Origin of the sequence: Thermogutta sp. (assembly GCF_039793925.1) — a bacterium.
In the GTDB taxonomy this organism is placed as follows: Bacteria; Planctomycetota; Planctomycetia; order Pirellulales; family Thermoguttaceae; genus Thermogutta.
Window position 1 is genome coordinate 1 of the sequence record NZ_JBAMME010000090.1, and the last position, 18,911, is coordinate 18,911.

Sequence of the window (18,911 nt, forward strand, 5' to 3'; positions counted from 1 at the left end):
GCTCGCCGGATTGGATTACGCGATGCTTCGGTTTCATCCCCGGTAAGTAACTCCCCGGGCCAGCCGTTGTAGATTGCTGTGCCGTCGGAGCGGATGCGGAGTTCCAGCCCCCTTGTGTAACGCGGATCATATTCGATCCCTGGCTGATAGCGATCCGTTAAAAAATGGAACCGCTGGTTGGTAGAACCGACCCAGTGTCGCTTCGTCTCCGGATGATGGGCGAGGTACGGCCCGTCCACCAACAGATCGGTGGCCGCCAGGAGTTCTTCCACGCCGGGAAGGGAACTGTTGCGAAGGAACTCGATTGTGAAGCCGGTGAAGACCATCACCGAAAGACCGGCACGCCGGGATTCCGTCGCCACCAGGGCAAGCCCTCTGGCCTGGAGCATCGGCTCCCCACCTAGGAAAGTCACACCCTCCAAATGCCAACGCCGATGGGCCTCCAGGATCCACTCCACCACTTGCGGAGCGGGCACAAGATGGCGAGGGACAAACGCCAGCATGTGCGGATTGCAACATCCAGGACAGCGAATGTGGCACCCCTGGACCCAAAGGACAAATCTGCGTCCGGGACCTTCTACTTCTGTACAATCCAGCCAGTGGGCAAGATTCAACCAGGGTGTGTTCATAGGACTTCAAAAAAGAATTTGGGCTCGTTACCCGCCTGATGGACCACAAGTGTGCGTCCCACGTAGGCCGCCGGCTCATCTTCTTCAAATAAAAACAGGGCAAGGGGGTCGAGGAGGTATTTCACCAGTTGATTGAGGACGCCGCGTCCTCCCATCTGACGGTCTACTTGCGCCACAATGGTGCGGAGGGCCTTTGTTTCGTTGTCGAACACCAGGTCTTTAAAACGGTATTTTTCGCGGAGACGTTCGCGAATCGGTTGCAGCTTGGCCTGCGCAATGGCCACCAAGAATTCCTCATTGGTGATGAATTGGAAGGGGACGACGTTGTCCCCGATGCGATTGAGGAGTTCCGGCCTCTGCGCCACATGAATGAAATGGTGACGAACTTTGTCCAAGAATTGCTGGCGGATAGCTTCGGGATCGCTCTGACAAACGATTTCCGAGGCACCAATATTGGATGTGAAAATGATCACCGTTTCGGCAAAGGAAACCGTTTCCCCCTTCCCGTCCGTAAGTCGTCCGTCTTCCAGAATTTGCAGGAATTTGTCCAAAATCCGCACATGGGCTTTTTCTATCTCATCGAAAAGGAGTACGGAAAAGGGCCGCTTTTTCACGGCATTGGTGAGCTGGCCCCCTTCTTCGTAGCCCACATATCCCGGCGGAGCACCAACAAGCCTCTGATCGCTGTGCTCGTGGTTGAACTCGGACATGTCAAAACGGATGCAGGCGTCTTCGTCTCCAAAAAGGAATTGCGCCAGCGCTTTCGCCAGTTCGGTCTTGCCCACCCCCGTCGGCCCCACAAAAAAGAGGACACCTTTAGGAGTTTTCTGCTTGATCGAGTGCTGGAGTCCGGACAGCCCGGTGTAGGCCCGGATAATGACGCTGGCCACTTTTTCAACGGCCTCGTCCTGACCTTTGACCCGTTTTTTGAGTTCCTCGCGAATAGTTGCCAATCGCCCTCGACTCAGATCCTCCCAGGGGCTCTCTTTCTGCCCATATTTATAGAGATTGATGAGATGCTCGAATGACAGTGGCTCCGATGAGTCCACCCGGGAAAGTTTCAGGAGCTGATGGAGATCGCGGATTGTCATTCCCTCGAGGGAATCGACAAACTGGGAGAACTTCACTTCACCGGGCCGGGGCAAAGACTTTAGTCGCCAGGCATCGAGAGTCCGTTGGAGAAATCCCTCCCGTTCCGGGCGTCCGGGCGGTGGGACGAGGACGTCGGCCACGGCTGGGTTGCCCATATAAAGGGCCGGTGGCAGAGCACCGATTTGCGAGCACAGCAGGACGATGAGATTCGCTGGCCGAGTAAGCAGATCCATGTCGGCGACCGAAATCGGAGCGTTGCGAATCGCTTTCGAAATGATGAGCAGCCACTGCCGCTCCTGTTCCGAGAGAGCATTGGCGTTACCGAAAAGATATTGCGACCAGTCGATCACAAAGGCGTAACGCTCTGGCGGTGGGTGCACGAGATGGTGATACACCACGGCAAGAAAATCGTCGGCCTGGGGCACTGTCGTACGAGGTGGCATGGTGGGGGTATCCCCCACGTCATACGCTTCTCCTTGCAGCGCGCTGTGATTTCGCGATTGTAAGGCCGTCACGGTGTTGCGCATCAACCGCTGCCACACGCTTTCCGAGACTCCCTGCACACCGGAAAACCGGTCCCAAACCACCACGTGATCAAAGCCCATGGTTTTGAGAGTATTGACGAGCACTTCACTGACGCACCGATACTGCTGCGTATGGGGACAATAACGAAGATCGTGGATCTCCCCGTGGACGATGAGAGCGCGGCGGATGGCGGCCTGTCGGGTGAAGTGCTCCAGCCAGCGGTTTTCCCGGTTATTAACCATGGCTTTCTCTCCGCTGATTCCAATCCAAGGGGCGTGCCGACTTGGACAAACGGTCGGGATTCTGCCAGAGCAGGCGGGCGTCAGACAACTGAATGCCGTAGACCTGTTCCAGTAACGCGAGGACTTTGTCGATATCGTCTCTGCACTTCATGCCTTCATAGTGATCGAACTTGTATATCATCGTCCCGTTGAGGCGGATCGAGAAACTGGCCTCTGCACCAGCCGGCTTCTTGGCGCGGATCAGCACTTCGTCCGTTTCTGGAATACGTCGCGGCTGATCGACAATGAAACCCGAACGGTTCAGGCTCTCCACGATAGCGCGAACCGCCTGGCGACGGGCCTCTTCTCCGTAGGGAGCCGATTCCGTTGATTCCGTCTCGGCTAGCACACATGCCTGAAACTCTTCGAGCGACAATCCCTGCGACTGGGCCAGCTTATAGAGATTCTCGAGCCGTTCTCGCTTCTGCTGCGCCTGAAGTTGGTTAGGCTGTTTTGCGAGTTCCGCAGTATAAAGATCAAGAAGTTTGCGGCGAGCTTCGTCCTCCATTTGCCGGGCTTTCGCTTCCCGCCATTCTTGAGCCCGACTAGCTCCTTGCGCCCGAAGGTGCCGAATCTTTTCTGTGATCTCACGCTGAATAGCAGGGAGTTCCTCGGGGAGTACCGACCGCCCGGCAAACTCATGCCGCAGGGCCTGCAATTGTTCCAGGACAAGATCCTGTTCCACGGGATCAGTGATTTGGGCGATGGCCTGTTCGAGAAAGCGACCGAGCTCGGATGTCGCTTCCGCCCGCAGTTGCGCCAGACGTTCCTCCTGACGACGGCGTTCCTCCTCGTTCTCTCGTCGGGCCTGTCGGGCACGAGCAGGTAGCCGGCTGATGGTGGGAGCCAGTTGTAGACTCAAATCACGGGCCGCCAGGGGATCGTGCACCAGAAGCCGATCAAGCTCATCGAGCTGTTGTTCGACCTGGGCGAATTCCTGGGGCAGAAACCGGTCCAGACCTTGTGCAAGCAGGTCCTGATAGGTTTCCCTGTAGCGGTCGCGGTACCGTCTGGTTGTCTCGCGGACCCGTTCCAGGTGCTGTGCACGTCGGGCTTCCTCCTGTCGTTTCTTTTGCCGCTTTACTGCGGCTGTCCCACGGGCACTCACCGCCCCAACGATTGTCCACTTAAGAAGTGCCAGTTCGCTCATAGTATCATCTCCTACTCGTTCGGTCTCTGCTGTTTTTGTACGAAAGGCGCTGCCACGGCATAACAAAAAAACAACAGCATTGGCCGAGTCGCAGTACTCTTCCCTCCATGGGTGACCTTCGGGAGCCACTTCGGAACACGCAGCGTTAATTCCCGCTCCCAGGGAACCTGAGCCTGAACTCAGAAGACAGAAGTGAGTCCCAGTTTATTACGGGTTCCCGTCCCGTGTCCCACATATGCCTCTCCGTTCCTGGATGGTGGTATAGCGAGTTTGCAGACGAGCGATGAAAGCCTCCGCCTTAGACACGGAGTAGCCCGCCGCTACTAGCGTCTCTCGCGTTTCAGTCTCAAAGGGGTCTTTTGACTGCCACCAACGGGGGATTAAGAGGTGGTCTTCATTCACCGTTTGCCGTAACTTAGATGCAAGATCGCGGAGGACGTCAAATTGATCAGATTCTGAAGTTGGTTGTGGTGTCCACACACCAGCCGGCAGAAAAACCTCCTCATCCTGGACCCGCACTTGGATGCGACGGCCGATCAGCATCTCTCTTTCGCAGACACACAGTACATTTGGGGGAAATGGCCAGGAGGTCCGCCTTGTCACCTGGCAGGAGTCCCCTGCAGAGTTCCATTGCACAGTCAGATCGCGCGAGAGACGTGGATCAAAGCCGATGATGAGCCGCCCGGGAGCTTGCACCGAAAAAGCCAGTGACTGGAGACTGGGATGCACGATGCACCACCGTGCTGATTCGGGAATCGTCTCGGCAAAACGGGGAAGGACGATCCAATGCCTCGTATCTGAGTCAACCGACGATGGAAGCACCGTCGGCCAAGTCTCTGACTGTTCCCCACCGAACCGGTCTAAACCGAAAACAGGTCTGAGAAATCGCTCCACAATCTCTTGGCTGGAAAGTCGATTGACGTATTCGGTCTCATTTTCATTCGGTAATTGCAACATGATCCGCCCATCATCCAAGTGCACGCCGGCCATGACCTCCCGCCACAGAATTTCTGGTTCTGCAAGTTGTCGCAGCCCCTGGACCCGAGCCTGCGGTCGCCACCACGAGAAACGCGCCTCGGGAATGGCTTTGCGAATGAGGTTTTCAGGAAAAAGATTGCGGAAGGCTTCAGCATCGACCCTGATGGATGGGGGTTGAGGAGAGTATCGGATTAGATCTTCTTCGGGAAGGATTTTCCCAGTGATGGGATCAAAGAGAAACGATTCTTCATGAACTTGAGTCTGGGCTGCTATCTCATTCTCGGCAAGCATCTGCTGTCCCGCTCCGGTTATTTCTAGTTCTTCCAGACGCAGCCACTGTGGATCAGCGTCTTTTCTCTGCGTAACAACGGCTCCTAAAGTGATGAGTTCGTTGATTACGGGGCCGACAATCGGGGCCGCGTCCGGAACGCACAGAAAATCCTCGAAGGCTCTGACCACGGGCAGACGCCGAAACAGCGGGTCGGCAGACAACCGGTCGCACATGAGGAGGGTGATCCGCTCAAAGGCCGTAAGGATCCGCGGTACACTATGCGCAATCTCTACTGCGAATCGCAGGGCGGGCAATCCCACGCGAAACTCGGTCAAACGGATGGCCATGGCTTACCCCCTCTCGCGATGAACTGCGGGCTGCGTCCCATTTGTGGCTGGAACTCTCGGTATGTCTCCACGGACACGATATCGGCAGAGGAACGAAAACATCCCCAGCGCTCGATCTCCTCGATGATATGCCGGTAGACCTCGACATCCCGGTAACCCGGGCGGTCGAGATGAGGCAGCTTTACGGGATAGTGGCGGAAGGTCTGCTCAGCACCGACGATCACCAGCAGTTCCTGGGCCCTGGAAAATGCCACGTTAATGCGTTCAAACTGGGCTGTATTGGCCCGTCGTGACAACCTGTGGTCGGGATTGCGGACGAGGCTGACAAGCACGATCGGGCGTTCCTGGCCCTGATAACGATCCACCGTGTTGACGTCCACCCGGATAGCCTGAAAGTGAAAATTGTATTTTTTCTGGAATCGCCGAAGAGTTTCTCGGATCGTCCGCACCTGTCGGGCATAAAAAGTGATGACTCCCACGCGGCGCGGAGGCTTTTTGCCTGGCCCAAATCCCAGCTCTCGATAGGCCATCTCCATGTCATACAGGCACTGCGCGATGAGCAGTGCTTCCAAGGCGTTTGTTTTGCCTCCTGACCCAGTTCGCTGTTCAAAGTGCGGTTTTCCTAAAGGATCAATGGAAGAATCGATCCAAAGGACATGCTGGTTCGGGAAAAGGTAGGGGCGTTTTCCAGGGCCAAACAGCGTCAGATTGTGAAGGCGATGCTCACGAGGATCAGAATTGGCGTGGGCCCCATCGGGATCGCTGAGGCCACATACGAGCCGATTCTCATAGAAGTGGTTGATGACCTTCATGATTTGAGGATGCATCCGGTACTGCGTGAAGAGAAAAGACTTCAATGTCTCCGGCGCGCTTTCAAAGTGTTCTTTGAAGAGGGAGGCAGTCACCAACTTTCGGAAACGTTCAAACATCTCGCGTGTGAGGGGCACTGACTCCTGACCGTTCTCCTGTTGATCCTCTTCGACTTCTGAAACCAGTTCTTCCCAGGGCAATTCCCGTTCACGAAAGAGGGGCGGCAATTGCCGGTGGTCACCCACCAGGATGGCCGTCCGGGCCAACGAGAGAGGCATGACGATCTCAGGAGGGGTGGCCTTACTGACTTCGTCAACAATGGCCACATCGAAACGGACAAACCCGTAGTTTTCCAGGGTCTTGGGATTCTCGGTGCAGGTCACACCCACCACATTGCAGGCCTTCAGATAAAGGGGGAAAAACTGGTGGTGGTCATGTGCTGCCACGGTAGGGTCCATCAGGGATCTGGTCCAAACCTCTAGGATCTCGCTCCAGGCCTTGCGGATCGGCTCCTGCTGCTGCAGGAAATGGGTGAGCCGGTCAATCTGTTCACAGATACCTTGGCGAATACGTGGCAGATCCTCCCGGGTTGGGGCACCCTCAGAAATCCCCCGGTTTTTGCGCAGCAACTCCACCAAACGTGCCTCTTTTTCGGCCAGTTCCTTTTCCAGAGATGCCAGTTGATCTGTCACATCAGCAAGCTCAATTTCGTGTTTGCGTCGCTCCTCAGCCAAGGGCTCCTGTGGTGCCGGTGCGTTAACAAATTCTGTCACTTTCCTTCGGCACATTTCGAAAACCAGAGCCATTTCCTGACGCACTTCGCCGATCGCGCGAAGAGCCTCCTGGAGACGCGGCAGAACCTCTTGTGGCCGGGCATCAGGGCTGGTGAACTGACGGACAACCGGAACGCCGTCCACCTTGGCGGTAAACACTGCCTCGTAAACTTCGGCCTTTAGACCACTGCCACGCTTTCGAAGTTCGCGGATCTGTTTCTGCACTTCCTGCCAATCGGTGAGCTTAGTGTCATCCTCGGCCAGCTCTTCCAGCAGTTGCCGTGCCTTTCGCTGCAGCTCCTCCATGAGGAGTGCATCGCCTTGCGAGAGAATGCTTTCACTATCTGAAGCTGCCAAACGCTTGGCATCCACCTCCAACTGAGGGATATTTCTTTCCACTTCCTGCCAGCGGCGAAAGATCTGTATAAGTCCCAGAGATTGCTGCCGGGCGGGAAGCGGAACAGTGGTCACCTGCTCGGGATCGAGATCAATTCCCACACTCCGCAGTTTTTGGACCAGCGGCGACAACAGTCCCACGAGCTCGCCCGCAATCTCCGCGGGGAGTTCGCCCGGGGAATCTGTCGCCTCCTCCAGGAACGCTAAAAACTTTTTGGCCCGTACCCGCTTTTCAGCAAGCTGGCGGTTCCGTGCCTCCGCTTGATAGGACTCATCAATCGCCGCCAGGATCTTGTCACGGCGACCTGCGAGCGAATGCCGCTTTTGCTCCATGGCAGCCAGGTCGGCGGCGACGATGTCCAACTGGTTGAGCCATTCCCGAAGCTCCCGAACTGTCCGCTCGGCTTCCTCCCACGGCTGAAGAATTCCTTCCCGACAGGTCTTAGCGATGGCCTCGTAGTAGGTAGCAATGGCCTTACTTTCACTGAAGGGGCAGTTTTCGTCTGCCCGCTGCCCCAGTCGGATCGCTCTGATGCAGGGAAATCCCACCAGGCGTTCCAGAGCGTTATCCACGGCCAGGTTTGCCTGAGAGGCCACCAGGACCGTCTTTTTTTGGTCCACCAGGTGGCAGATGGCTTCTGCGATCATGGTGGTCTTGCCCGTCCCGGGTGGACCTTGTACAAGGGCCAGGTCCGGGGCGCTGATCATTTTGCGGACAGCGAGTTTTTGATCGTCATTGAGGTCCTTCCGGAACCAGCGATCATCAGGTATGGGGACGAGGTCGGCCGGCTGGTTGGCGGCCTGAATATCGAACAAATAACTCGACAATAGCGGGGCATAACCCCCTTGTTCTTGCAAGCGTTTGAGCGCCATCCGCTGCCGATTCACCAGGGCGAGGTCCCCCACAATGGAGAGGGAGAGGAAACCTTGACGAGGAACTCCGCGCAGAACCGCTTCTTCAATTCGCTCCCAACTGGCGCCTTCCTGACGCATCTGGTCGAAGTCCTCCTGCGCCGATTCGGTCAGCCGGTACACAGCATACGCCCACACAGGGTTTTCCCAGGGCATACCCGGTATGTCGACGTCCCCAGGCGGCGCAGATATCCGCTCGACTGTCACAAAATCACCCAACTGGACTTCCTGAGCCCGGCTATCATCTTTGCAGTCAAACGTCCAGGGGTCCTTCGAATAATGGAGGGAATAGGCCCGTACTTCGTCCTGCCGCAATATCCGACGCACGCGTTCCCAATGCTCAAGACCGGGAGCCACCACCAGAAAGCGGAGACACCCCTCCGGGGATTCCCGATCCAACGTGACCTGAATGTAACGGACTCCGTCCAGACTCTTTTTCGCCAGGGTTTCTTTCCAATCGAGATAGTCCCACCAATCGGCGAGGCGCTTTTGGGTCTCCACTGAAATAGGCGGGAGGGCTTCTACGAAAGACCGCGTGAGCACATTTTGCCGTCGCAGCCGTCCAGGATACACTCCGTTAGTACGGGCTGTCACACGGACCTCGCGTTCGAACGCCCGCCTGGGACAGTGCGACAGATCCACGATTCTCTGGACAAGGAGAACGGGATTGTCGGGATCGACACGGTTATCATGAAGCCGACCGCAAATTGCCAAGGTGACCCCGGGCGGAAGTCCCTCCTCCATGCGGGGTGTTATGTCCGCAGGCCGGATCAACAAATACGGCTGATCCTCCCGGTAGCTGATGTTGCACACGAAGTAAGCACGGACCAGTCCATCTGGGAAAAATGCCGTCCGGAACCACGCCAGCGGTTGTTCTGTTAGCGGAGTGTCCGTTTTTCCATAGCGCTCCAGCACCGCCTTCAACTGCGTATTCAGGCCGGGCCATGGATTGCCTTGGGGGTCTGAGTTGTCCTCCGCATTTCTGTCGAAGTCGAGATAGAGAGCGCCTTCAGCCACCGCACTCTGTTGGCTTGGAGCAGCGGAACTCGACGCAATTCGCCCTCCCACCAACTCCCATTTGGTGGCCAGGTTACTAACCGACTGCTCCAAAAGACAGGACACTTCCTTGAGACGATCCGTGCAGATTTGAGCGATCTCCGCAGCCTGCGCAGACTCGGGTAGCGTCACTCCGCAACCCTGCAGTCGAAGTGTGATTTCGTGCCGCCATCGCTCGCATTCGGCACGGCACTCTGTCACGCGGCGATTCGGTTCAGCCAGGCCAGATTTCAGAGCCTCCTCTCGCTGCGCCCGGAGAACCTGCAAAGAAGATTCGGCCTGCGTAAGATTTTGCTCGGCGAGAACTTTCTTCTGCTGCACGGTGTCGCAAGCCTTTTGGGCAGCGTCCAGCGCTTTCTCCGCTTCTGCCAGTAGGTTCTGCCAAGCTTCTTCCATGGCCTGCCCCAAGGCCCGCTCGCGATCGTCCTCGCATTGACCGAGTCTCATGAGCACATTCTGCAGTGCCTGCCTTGCCTTAGCCAGTGCGTTTTCACACTTCTCAAGGTCCTCAGAAATTCGGTTCCGCTTTTCGACAAAGGCCCTGTATTGTCGCTCCCGCTCGTCGCGGCATGCTCTGTCGATCCGTTTCCCTTCCTCCGACATCAAATCATTACGTTTTGACCTGGCTTGCGCGAGGGAACGCACAACCATCGATTCTTCTTTGATAATCTCGTTATAACGAGATTGAGCACTTGCTAACTCGGCCTCGGGGTTGTACAAGAACCGGGCAAGCTTGTGCCATAGGCCGCTCTTTCCCTTGTCTTGTTCCACTTCCCTTCGCAGTTCCTTTATTTCTCGCGTGAGATTGTCCCTCTTCGCGCGAACCTCAGACAGCTTCCTCTCCCACGCAGCGATTTCCTCATCCAATTGGCCGACTTCCTTTTGGTGGGCAGCACGCGTCTGCTCGGCGACTTTTTCCATCGCTCGCCCTACCTCTGGCGGCCACTTTCCGCTGTCCCAGTACTCGGCTTCGCGCTGGACTTTCTCCCACTGCGCTTTCAGGTCTGCCTGTTGGGCTTCCAGTATGCGAACCTTGCTTTTGAGGGCCTCGCCTTCCCTCTTTAGGCGCTTCAGTGTTTCTTCGAAGAACGCACATTTATCCCGTACGGTCTGCTCCACTTTCGCCCTGTCTTGGGGTGCCAACTCGCGGGCCCGGATCTGGGCCACGCGGTTACGGGCAGTTTGGAGGGCCCGCTGGCGTTGCTCGAGGGCTAGCTCGGTCTCGCGAAGCTCGCGCTCGGCAGTGTCACGCCGCTCTTTCTCATCCGCGAGTTTTTTATCCCATATCTCTTCGAGTTCGCGCTGAATTTTGAGGAACTTTTCCACCGCGCTGCGCTGCTCTGCTTCGGCCTTAGCCAGTGACGCTATAGACTCCGCTACCTCTTGGAGAACGCGCTGTTCCTCTTGGAGTAGAATCCACCGATAAGTTGGGGTACGGGTGAGCCGCAATGACTGGGCAATCTCTTCTGGTGAACGGAGCCGCTTGCAACCTTCACGGCCCGCTGTGCTTTGCCCGAAATCTTGCGTGCGCATAAAGGTACTCTCCGAAAAACAAATGGCCTTTTCTGCCCGTTTGTTTTCTCCTTTATAGCCAATACGTTGGAGAGTACAAATGAATAACAGCCGACGCCCCAGGATTTTGTTGACTTCAGCAGTAAACAAAGGAGCCTGGGAATTCTACGTTTCCAGTAGACAAAGGCTTGACCTGATCTGGCACACGGTATAGCAATTATTTAGGAGTCCGAAGTAATGTCCGTTTTCAGTCCGAAGCAACGTCACAGCCTGGGTGGGCAAATTGCGATCGCGCTCTACCGAATCAGCGAAGCCATCCATTACCTCTTTAAAGAGCGAGGAAAGATGAGACGGCTTTCTCCCACGCAGATCCAATCACTCTTGTTTCTCAAGTACGTGCGACCTGTGGCGCGCACGATCGGGGGTCTGGCTGACCGGCTGGGAGCTAGTTACGCCACCTCAAGCGAAGTGGTGGACGCCTTGGAACGAAAGGGGCTCGTCGAACGGAGCCCGCTGCCTGAGGACCATCGGGTCGTCACGTTGAGGTTAACTCCCAAAGGCCGGGTGGAAACGGAGATGGTGGAAAATATCCTCGACGAAATTGAATCAGCGGTCAACGCCTTGCCGGAAGAGGAGCAACGTTCCCTGGTCCACGCCCTCCAATCCGTTGTCCGCCACCTCCAAAGACGCGGCTTCATCCACATTTATGATATCTGCTGGGGCTGCCAGTTTTTTCAGAAGAATGCCCATCCTGATGATCCGCGCGGCCCGCACCATTGTGCCTTTATGGACTCACCCCTTGCCGAACCCGACACCTACTGGGAGTGCCCCGATTTTGTTCCCACAGAGGAACTCGATCAAGAGGAAAGGGGGTGAGGTCCATGGACCGAGGATCAAATTCTCAGAGAACGAGGCATGCGAGCTTACGTATTTCGAGGATCCTAACTACTGGACAACCTTTTCGACTTTTAGGGCAGTTTGCAACCGAGGAATGCGGCTCTGGGAGAGCGGCAACTACTTCGACCGCTTAAGGAACGGTTTTTGTTTACGGACCGGGGGTGGAGGAGGTGATCGGGTTACGAGGTTTGTTCAGTTTCTCTAGGTCTGTTCTCTCAATTAACCAAAGGAGGTATGGACATGTCCGCAACGCAGATCCCCGGTTACACGTATGGGACGACGCAAGTGCCCCGTTCCCCGCTTTCTCTGGAGGATTTGGAAAACCTCAAGAAGGCGCTGCTTTTTGGGCCTGAAGATGAGAAATATCTCCATCTCGCGGGCGAAGTTTTGAAAGACCAAATCGAGCAGATCCTTGATCTATGGTACGGCTTTGTTGGTTCTCATCCTCATCTATTGCATTACTTTACTGATGGCAAGGGGAATCCCAATAGTGAGTATCTTGCGGCCGTACGGAAGCGGTTTGGCCAGTGGATTCTCGACACGTGCAACCGCCCTTACGACCAAGCCTGGCTGGATTATGCCTACGAAATTGGACTGCGACACCATCGCACCAAGAAAAACGCAACCGATGGCGTGAACGCGGTCCCCCATGTGGACTTCCGCTACCTAGTGACCTTCATCTATCCGATCACAGTGACGATTAAACCGTTTCTTGCTAAGAAGGGCCACAGTCCCGAGGAAGTCGAAAAAATGCACCAGGCGTGGTTTAAGTCAGTCGTCTTGCAAGTGGCTTTATGGAGTTTGCCCTACGTTAGAGAAGGGGACTTCTAAGGAGATTTAAAAGCCTCAACTTCTCACGAACATTTTTTCAATTCGCTGATCGCCGGTGATCCGGTGAGCAGGAGCCTGTGCGCCTACTCGATTTTCATCCTTTCTTAAATCATCGGGACTCCGGCGGAGAGAATCGCAACCACCGCCGGGGGCGAACGGCACTGGCGTCCTGGTGGTCCTCCATGCTGGGCGTTTTCCACTCCGGCCTTGACAGGAGGACCGGTCTCTCGCTGGACTGCTCTGCGGTGCAGAACTGCATAATGGACAACGTGTTACAGCCGTATTTGGAACTATTACAATATAAGCTGCGGTCAATGGGCAGGAGGACTCGTTCACTTCGGGAAGCTGCTCTCCACGCTGAAAGGGTGCACTCCTCGGTGAACTGTCCTCGACGAAGCTGAACACGGATTGCGTCCGGGTTCAAAATTGCGTGCGTCCGTGTTCGAGAATAAACTACCAGCCTGGGAGAGCCCGGGATGCTGGCAAGCCCCAATTACCGACATGGCCCCAGGGCTCCTCAGGTTGGGGGAAGAATCCAGGACGTGCAATCGATCGACACGATCGACAATTCTTGACGGGATTCCGACGTTTGACGAGAGAGGCCATTTCAATCGGGCAGAGCTGAAGAAGGTGGCAAGACTTGCTTTTCGGGAGGTGGACCGTGGCTGGCTGAAAGACAGAGATGCCGAAGATCGGCTTGTCAGTTCGGAGGTGGGCCCGAAAGGGGGTGAAGCTGATCCGCAGGACATCCTCCATCGGGCGACGAAGGCTGAGTTTCGAGACACTGGAAGATCGCTGGGTTTTGGACGCGGCTCTGGCGAACATCTTTCCAGGTTTAGCGCTCCATCTCGGAAATGTCGGGCCTGCTTCGGTGGTTATCGGCGACCTCAACGAAGATGGGAATCCCGATCTGGTGACTGCCAACCGCCTGGCCGACACTGTTAGCGTGTTTTTGGGACAAGGTGATGGGCGTTTCACGGAAGCTCAATACGTGGTCGGGGACTCCCTCAAGATGTGAAATTGGGAGACTTCGACGGCGACGGTCACCTAGATCTCGTCGTTTCCAGCGCCGGTGACAATTCTCTCTCTCTTTTTTTTCGGGACCGGTGAGGGAAGTTTTGGAGAGGAAGTCCTGTGGTCTCTAGCATCATCTCCGCGTGATCTGGCTGTGGGGGATTTTGATGGCGATGGCAATCCTGATATGGCGGCCATCCTTGTTGGCGACGATGGGAACTTTGTGGCCGTTTTCACCTCGCAGGGTGATGGTAGTTTCGATCTCTTGTTCGAATCACCTGCGGGTATCTCGCCTGATGCTCTCACAGTGGCTGATGTCAACTGCGATGGGCGTCTTGATTTGATGGTTGGGAATTTTCGCAGCATTGATGTCTACCTCTCCAAGGAAGACGGCACATTCGAATTAGTCAGTACTCCGACGCCTATCCGCAGGGATTCCCTCGCTGTGGCGGACTTTGATGGCGATGGTCTCGTCGATGTCGCGGCCTGTGAGAGGGGATCGCCCTACCTCATTGTTGGGCTGGGTCGGGGGGATGGTGGTTTTGATCTTTTGTCCACTGAAACCCTTGATCGACCGATTGAGTGCGTGCTGACCGGAGACTTCAATGAGGACATGAGCATGGACCTGGTGCTCGTTGTTGGCGATGGGACCATCCTCTCACTGACAGGGCGTGGCGACGGGTCATTCGAGCGCACATCCCATCTGGACCGTCGGCGTCCTGGGGCAGCGCTGCGGGCAGCGTCGGCGATGTCAACCACGATGGACACCTCGACCTGGTAACAGCGAACGCCGATAACGTCTCATTGTCCTCGGTGATGGAACCGGAGCGTTCCCTTCGCGACAGTCCTACACAGCAGGATCCACCCCATCACGAGTTAGCCAGGCCGATCTCAACAATGACGGCTGGACCGATTTACTCGTGGCCAACTGGCTGGGTGGAGATATCTCCATCTTTCTCAATGATCGCCGCGGCCACTTTCTGGAAAACGGGCGTTATCCAGTTGGTTCGTCCGTGGGAGCCGTCACAGGTGGAGATTTTAACGGGGACGGCTTTGTCGATGTCGCTACTGGCAACCGACAGGATCATTCGGTTACCGTGCGTCTGGGAAACGACGACGGGACATTTGACGCCGAAGCCCGTTATCCTGTGGGAAATTTCGTGTCTGATGTGACGGTGGCCGACTTTAACGGCGATGGCCATCTGGACATCGCCACAACGAATAGCGGCTCAAACGACGTCGCAATTCTTTACGGCAAGGGGGACGAGACTTTCCTTTCCGCGATACGTTTCACCGCGGGAGATAGTCCCGAAGCACTCACCGCCATAGACGTGGATCGTAACGGTCGCGTTGACCTGGTGGTCCTCAACCAGTTGACGGATTCGCTCACGGTCCTCAAGAATCTGTTGCCCGATCGTTATCTGATTAACGATCTTGGCACAGTAAGCGACGTGACGATCCCCAATTTAAGCGCATCAAACCCAGCTAATGTCGTTTTCGAAGTGACTGCCGCACGGAATGGCGTTCTCACAATTCTGGCGGAAAGTGTCGAGATTCCCGGGTCTGTGACGGTGCAGCCCTTTGACGATAACCCCTTTGAGAATCCTGGGGCAACACTTGTGGCCGAGTCGGAAGCCACAGGCAGCCAGACTCGCCTGGATTACGAATTCGCCGAGGGTGGACAATCCTATTACGTAATAGTCTCGGAGATCGACACAGAGTTTTCGCTTCGGTTTATAAATCTTCTGGCCGTGCAGCCCCAGGGAGAAACGGGAACTCTGGTCTCCATTTTCGGTACCGACCGCGATGATTTTCTGGTCCTCCAGGCGGGGGCCGTACCAGGAGTGGTCATCAACGCTGTTGCCTACGGAGTCCCGGATATACCGGGGCCTCTCACTGTGCAGGGCGACCTGGGACCTGGTCGGGATATTCTGGTAGCCTACGATGGTGAGGGTGATGATCTTTTCGACTTACGTCCCGGCTCATTGAAGGCAGTTATCCCGGCACCGACTGCCATTACCATTGATGCCATTGTGGCGTTCGAGGAAGCCCACATTTATGCGACCAGCGGTGGCCAGAACACAGCGCGGCTGTACGACTCGGCGGAAGACGCCCCGGTCGGTCTGTCCGTTCGACTCAAATCCGAGCCGCAGTACAGTCATGTCAAAATGATCGGTCCCGACATGTATTATCGGGTCAAACGGTTTGAAGTGGTTCACGGCTTTGCCACGGGTGATGACGATCGCGCAATATTCTTCGACTCCTCGGGTGATGATACGTTCTCCGGCGGCTACGGGCTCAGCCGGATGTCAGGCCCGGGTTACGATGTCCTGGTCCACAACTTTCGAACTGTGACTGCCTTTGCGTCGCAGGGTCTCGACAGGGCAGCCTTGGTGGACTCGGTCTTCAAGGACGAATGCCACGCCAAGGCCGCTAAGCATGAGATCTTCGACCAGGTCACAGGAAAGGCGCGCTACCGGGTAACCGTGCGGGCCTTTGACTACGTGTTTGCTGAAGCGAGCACTGCAGGGAACAACCGGGATACGGTCAAACTCTGGCCAACGGTGGGTGACGACCTGGTGGCTATCAATGGGGACGTGGTGGACCACTTTTGGGTAAGCGGCTCGCAACTTCGCTGGCTCTTCCGTGCTGTAGGCTTCGAATTTGCCAAGCTCCAGCCCACTACCTCCAGCAACGACCGGGTGCAACTGACCGAGCCCGTTGAAATCAGTCTGGACATCGGCAGTGGCTGGCAGGTGACCTGAACGTGACGCTCCGCTGTTGCCAAATCCACTCAGATAGCGCGTTAGGGATTCCAGGGTCTCTCGTGCTGAGCTGGTTTCCCAATGGAAAGCCTGGTCTTCTTTACGGGCTCTGAATGAAACGGAGCCAGCTGCCGACCGGTGTCTGACGATGTTCAATGATCGCACGGCTGGCGAACAAACGTATTCCGGCAAGCTGTTGATAACGGCATCCTGTGGCTATATAACACTTTCGGATACTGACGGCATCTATAAGTCTGCAAGACATGGCCCCGAGGTGTTAAAAGCTGGAGTTTGCCCATGAACAGGTCTCGCTTTTCCGTTACCGGACCACTTATCACAGGGTTGTGCTTCGCATGGGGCATTGCATGTCCGATCGTGCTCGGCGAAGGACAACCGGACTGGATCTTCCACCACGGGAAGATTGTGACTGTGGACGACCAATTTCGGATCATGGAGGCGATGGCTGTGAGCGGCGACCGGGTCGTGGCGGTCGGCCGGAACGAGGAAATCCTCCCGCTCGCGGGTCCCAACACTCAGCTCGTCGATCTCCATGGCCGAATGGTCCTGCCCGGCCTGATCGACTCCCACGTCCATCCACCGACCGCCGCCGTGTACGAGTTTGATCACGAAGTGCCCCCGATGGAGAGCATTGCCGACGTGCTCAATTACATTCGCAATCGAGCCGCAGTGTTGCCTAAAGGAGAATGGATTGTCGTCCAACAAGTTTTTATAACGCGGTTGAAAGAGCGGCGGTTTCCTACACGAAAGGAACTGGATGAAGCGGCACCAGAGCATCCTGTTATGTTCCGAACCGGGCCAGATGCCGCGCTGAATTCTTTAGCCCTGAAACTCAGCGGTATTGATCGAGATTTCCGAATCACCGACGGCCAGCCGGGATTCATTGAAAAGGATCCGGTCACTGGCGAACCCACCGGCATTCTGCGAAGCTGCACTCGTCTCGTCAAAGTGAAATCGTTCGGCAAGTCACCTGATGAGGAACAATCACGCGAAGCTCTTCGTAAACTCCTTCGCGCTTACAACGAGGTGGGGCTCACCAGCATCGTGGACCGGAGCGGGAATGAGCGCACCATTGCCCGTTACAAAGCCCTTTTGGACCGAAACCAATTGACATGCCGAGTATTCATTACCTACTACGTTAATGCCCAGGATCCGCTGGAAAAAATTGAAGCGGCGATCGATCAGGCAGTGGCCCATCCGCTCCATCAATATAACCCGTGGATCTGGGTTCGCGGCCTGAAATTCTTTCTCGATGGCGGTATGCTCACCGGCACTGCCTACATGCGCGAGCCGTGGGGAGTCAGTTCGATCTATGGGATCACCGACCCCAATTATCGCGGCATCCTGTTCGTGGAACCAGAAAAGCTTTACCAGATCGTGAAGTTAGCGCTCGCGAAGGGACTTCAGCCAACCGCCCATGCTGTAGGAGATGGGGCCGTGCTGGCTCTCGCCGAAGCCTATCAGCGGGTCAATCGCGAGTTTCCCGTGCGCGAACTGCGACCTTGTATCTCTCACGCCAATTTTATGAGTCCTGAAGCCATTGCCCTTATGGCCCAGTGCGGGATTGTTGCAGACCTCCAACCTGCGTGGATATACCACGATGGGGCCACTCTCCTTGCGCATTTTGGCGCCGAACGGCTAAGATACTTCCAGCCGTACCGCACGCTTGCGCATCAGGGTGTGATCGTTGGTGGTGGGTCGGATCATATGCAAAAGATCGGCCGACGGCGCTCGATCAACATATACGATCCGTGGCTCGGCATGTGGACGGTCCTCACGCGCCGGCCACGGGGAAGTGACGATCCATTGCATCCGGAAGAGATCATCACGCGGGAGGAAGCGATCAAGTTGTACACAATCAACAACGCCTATCTGACGTTCGAAGAAAAGGTGAAAGGGAGTTTGGAACCCGGTAAGTATGCAGATTTTATTATCATCGATCGCGATATCCTGGCCTGTCCGGTGGATGACCTCGCGGATACTCAAGTCCTGGAGACCTGGGTCGGTGGCCGAAAAGTCTTTCCGTGAGGTCCCATTAATTCGGCCGCTGGTCTGTGTGTTATCTGAAAGGCCGGTTCCCATTGCTGCGGAAATGCGTGACGATAAATTCCTGTCTGCCGTTACTTCACTGTCCGGCTTGCCGAAGTTGCCTGAGAAGATCACTGATCCCCTGATGGGCTTCGTCGTTGGCACGAACAATAAGGGCACGTCTTGGCCGCCAATAATAAACGGCTCCCGGTCCGCCGGCAGGGGCCCAGTGAGATGGTGTGACGTGCCGATAAATGAGGTCCACCAGAGCCTGCCCCTCATTCCCCGGAGTGGCTGGATTTCCCATCCACGGGTTTCCCGTGCCGGGCTGAAGTGGTCCCCGGATCCCAGTATTAAGTCCGCCCGGCGCCTGGACAAATCCGCCTGCACGCGGTCCTCCGAACTGCGGCACCACCCACGCAGGCGGTTGCGCGACAAGACTGGCACCAGTTGTCACGCCCGCGAACACAGACACCGCGAACAGTAATCGAACTCCGGTACCCCGCCACCGCCGGACCAGCCAGTGAATCGTTACCCTGTCCATGCTTGCCGCACCTCCGTACCTGGACATGATTCCCTCACCTGCACTTCATCCTAACCCAAAAGAAGCTCCCGACAATGCCTCT

The 18,911-nt window shown here is 56.1% G+C and carries 12 protein-coding genes; 6 read left to right on the top strand and 6 right to left on the bottom strand.

Features of this window, described 5'->3' with window-relative positions; all coding sequences use genetic code 11:
• The 5 genes from ABJK56_RS03295 to ABJK56_RS03315 all read right to left on the bottom strand — a co-directional run.
• On the bottom strand, positions 1–629 hold a 629-nt coding region (locus ABJK56_RS03295), incomplete at its 3' end, for a 4Fe-4S single cluster domain-containing protein (RefSeq protein ID WP_347243240.1).
• Entirely contained in the window at positions 626–2,488 is a 1,863-nt protein-coding gene (locus ABJK56_RS03300) for an AAA family ATPase (protein ID WP_347243241.1), read from the bottom strand. The genes ABJK56_RS03300 and ABJK56_RS03295, both read right to left, overlap by 4 nt.
• The gene (locus ABJK56_RS03305; RefSeq protein WP_347243242.1) at positions 2,481–3,677 is read right to left on the bottom strand and encodes a hypothetical protein; all 1,197 of its coding nucleotides are present in this window, start codon (positions 3,675–3,677) and stop codon (positions 2,481–2,483) included. Before ABJK56_RS03305 ends, ABJK56_RS03300 begins: the two co-directional genes overlap by 8 nt.
• Before the next feature lie 207 nt (positions 3,678–3,884).
• Positions 3,885–5,273: a hypothetical protein gene (locus tag ABJK56_RS03310; protein ID WP_347243243.1), complete on the bottom strand. Its 1,389-nt coding sequence runs from the start codon at positions 5,271–5,273 to the stop codon at positions 3,885–3,887.
• Positions 5,258–10,753, bottom strand: a complete 5,496-nt coding sequence (locus tag ABJK56_RS03315) for an AAA domain-containing protein (RefSeq protein WP_347243244.1) — start codon at positions 10,751–10,753, stop codon at positions 5,258–5,260. The genes ABJK56_RS03310 and ABJK56_RS03315 overlap by 16 nt, the downstream gene beginning before the upstream one ends.
• Before the next feature lie 216 nt (positions 10,754–10,969).
• On the opposite strand from ABJK56_RS03315, the gene ABJK56_RS03320 reads away from it, so the two are divergent.
• From ABJK56_RS03320 to ABJK56_RS03345, 6 genes are all read left to right on the top strand, one after another.
• Complete coding sequence (locus ABJK56_RS03320) at positions 10,970–11,608, top strand: MarR family winged helix-turn-helix transcriptional regulator (RefSeq protein WP_347243245.1); 639 nt, start codon at positions 10,970–10,972, stop codon at positions 11,606–11,608.
• 261 nt (positions 11,609–11,869) lie between these two features.
• Positions 11,870–12,460 carry a protoglobin domain-containing protein gene (locus tag ABJK56_RS03325; protein WP_347243246.1) on the top strand — a complete coding sequence of 197 codons (591 nt, stop codon included), beginning with the start codon at positions 11,870–11,872 and terminating at the stop codon, positions 12,458–12,460.
• A gap of 682 nt (positions 12,461–13,142) precedes the next feature.
• Positions 13,143–13,478 carry an FG-GAP-like repeat-containing protein gene (locus ABJK56_RS03330; protein WP_347243247.1) on the top strand — a complete coding sequence of 112 codons (336 nt, stop codon included), beginning with the start codon at positions 13,143–13,145 and terminating at the stop codon, positions 13,476–13,478.
• Between the two features lie 54 nt (positions 13,479–13,532).
• Positions 13,533–14,255 carry a VCBS repeat-containing protein gene (locus tag ABJK56_RS03335; RefSeq protein ID WP_347243248.1) on the top strand — a complete coding sequence of 241 codons (723 nt, stop codon included), beginning with the start codon at positions 13,533–13,535 and terminating at the stop codon, positions 14,253–14,255.
• 22 nt (positions 14,256–14,277) lie between these two features.
• The gene (locus ABJK56_RS03340) at positions 14,278–16,239 is read left to right on the top strand and encodes a VCBS repeat-containing protein (RefSeq protein ID WP_347243284.1); all 1,962 of its coding nucleotides are present in this window, start codon (positions 14,278–14,280) and stop codon (positions 16,237–16,239) included.
• Positions 16,240–16,536: 297 nt separating this feature from the next.
• Entirely contained in the window at positions 16,537–18,285 is a 1,749-nt protein-coding gene (locus ABJK56_RS03345) for an amidohydrolase (protein ID WP_347243249.1), read from the top strand.
• Between the two features lie 97 nt (positions 18,286–18,382).
• Here ABJK56_RS03345 and ABJK56_RS03350 read toward each other — a convergent pair whose 3' ends face one another.
• The gene (locus ABJK56_RS03350; protein ID WP_347243250.1) at positions 18,383–18,856 is read right to left on the bottom strand and encodes a hypothetical protein; all 474 of its coding nucleotides are present in this window, start codon (positions 18,854–18,856) and stop codon (positions 18,383–18,385) included.
• Positions 18,857–18,911 lie beyond the last annotated feature (55 nt).

Coding starts and splice junctions, on each gene's coding strand:
- ABJK56_RS03300 (WP_347243241.1), bottom strand. CDS start 2,488: ATGGTTAATAACCGGGAAAACCGCTGGCTGGAGCACTTCACCCGACAG.
- ABJK56_RS03315 (WP_347243244.1), bottom strand. CDS start 10,753: ATGCGCACGCAAGATTTCGGGCAAAGCACAGCGGGCCGTGAAGGTTGC.
- ABJK56_RS03325 (WP_347243246.1), top strand. CDS start 11,870: ATGTCCGCAACGCAGATCCCCGGTTACACGTATGGGACGACGCAAGTG.
- ABJK56_RS03320 (WP_347243245.1), top strand. CDS start 10,970: ATGTCCGTTTTCAGTCCGAAGCAACGTCACAGCCTGGGTGGGCAAATT.
- ABJK56_RS03310 (WP_347243243.1), bottom strand. CDS start 5,273: ATGGCCATCCGTTTGACCGAGTTTCGCGTGGGATTGCCCGCCCTGCGA.
- ABJK56_RS03305 (WP_347243242.1), bottom strand. CDS start 3,677: ATGAGCGAACTGGCACTTCTTAAGTGGACAATCGTTGGGGCGGTGAGT.
- ABJK56_RS03345 (WP_347243249.1), top strand. CDS start 16,537: ATGAACAGGTCTCGCTTTTCCGTTACCGGACCACTTATCACAGGGTTG.
- ABJK56_RS03350 (WP_347243250.1), bottom strand. CDS start 18,856: ATGTCCAGGTACGGAGGTGCGGCAAGCATGGACAGGGTAACGATTCAC.
- ABJK56_RS03330 (WP_347243247.1), top strand. CDS start 13,143: ATGCCGAAGATCGGCTTGTCAGTTCGGAGGTGGGCCCGAAAGGGGGTG.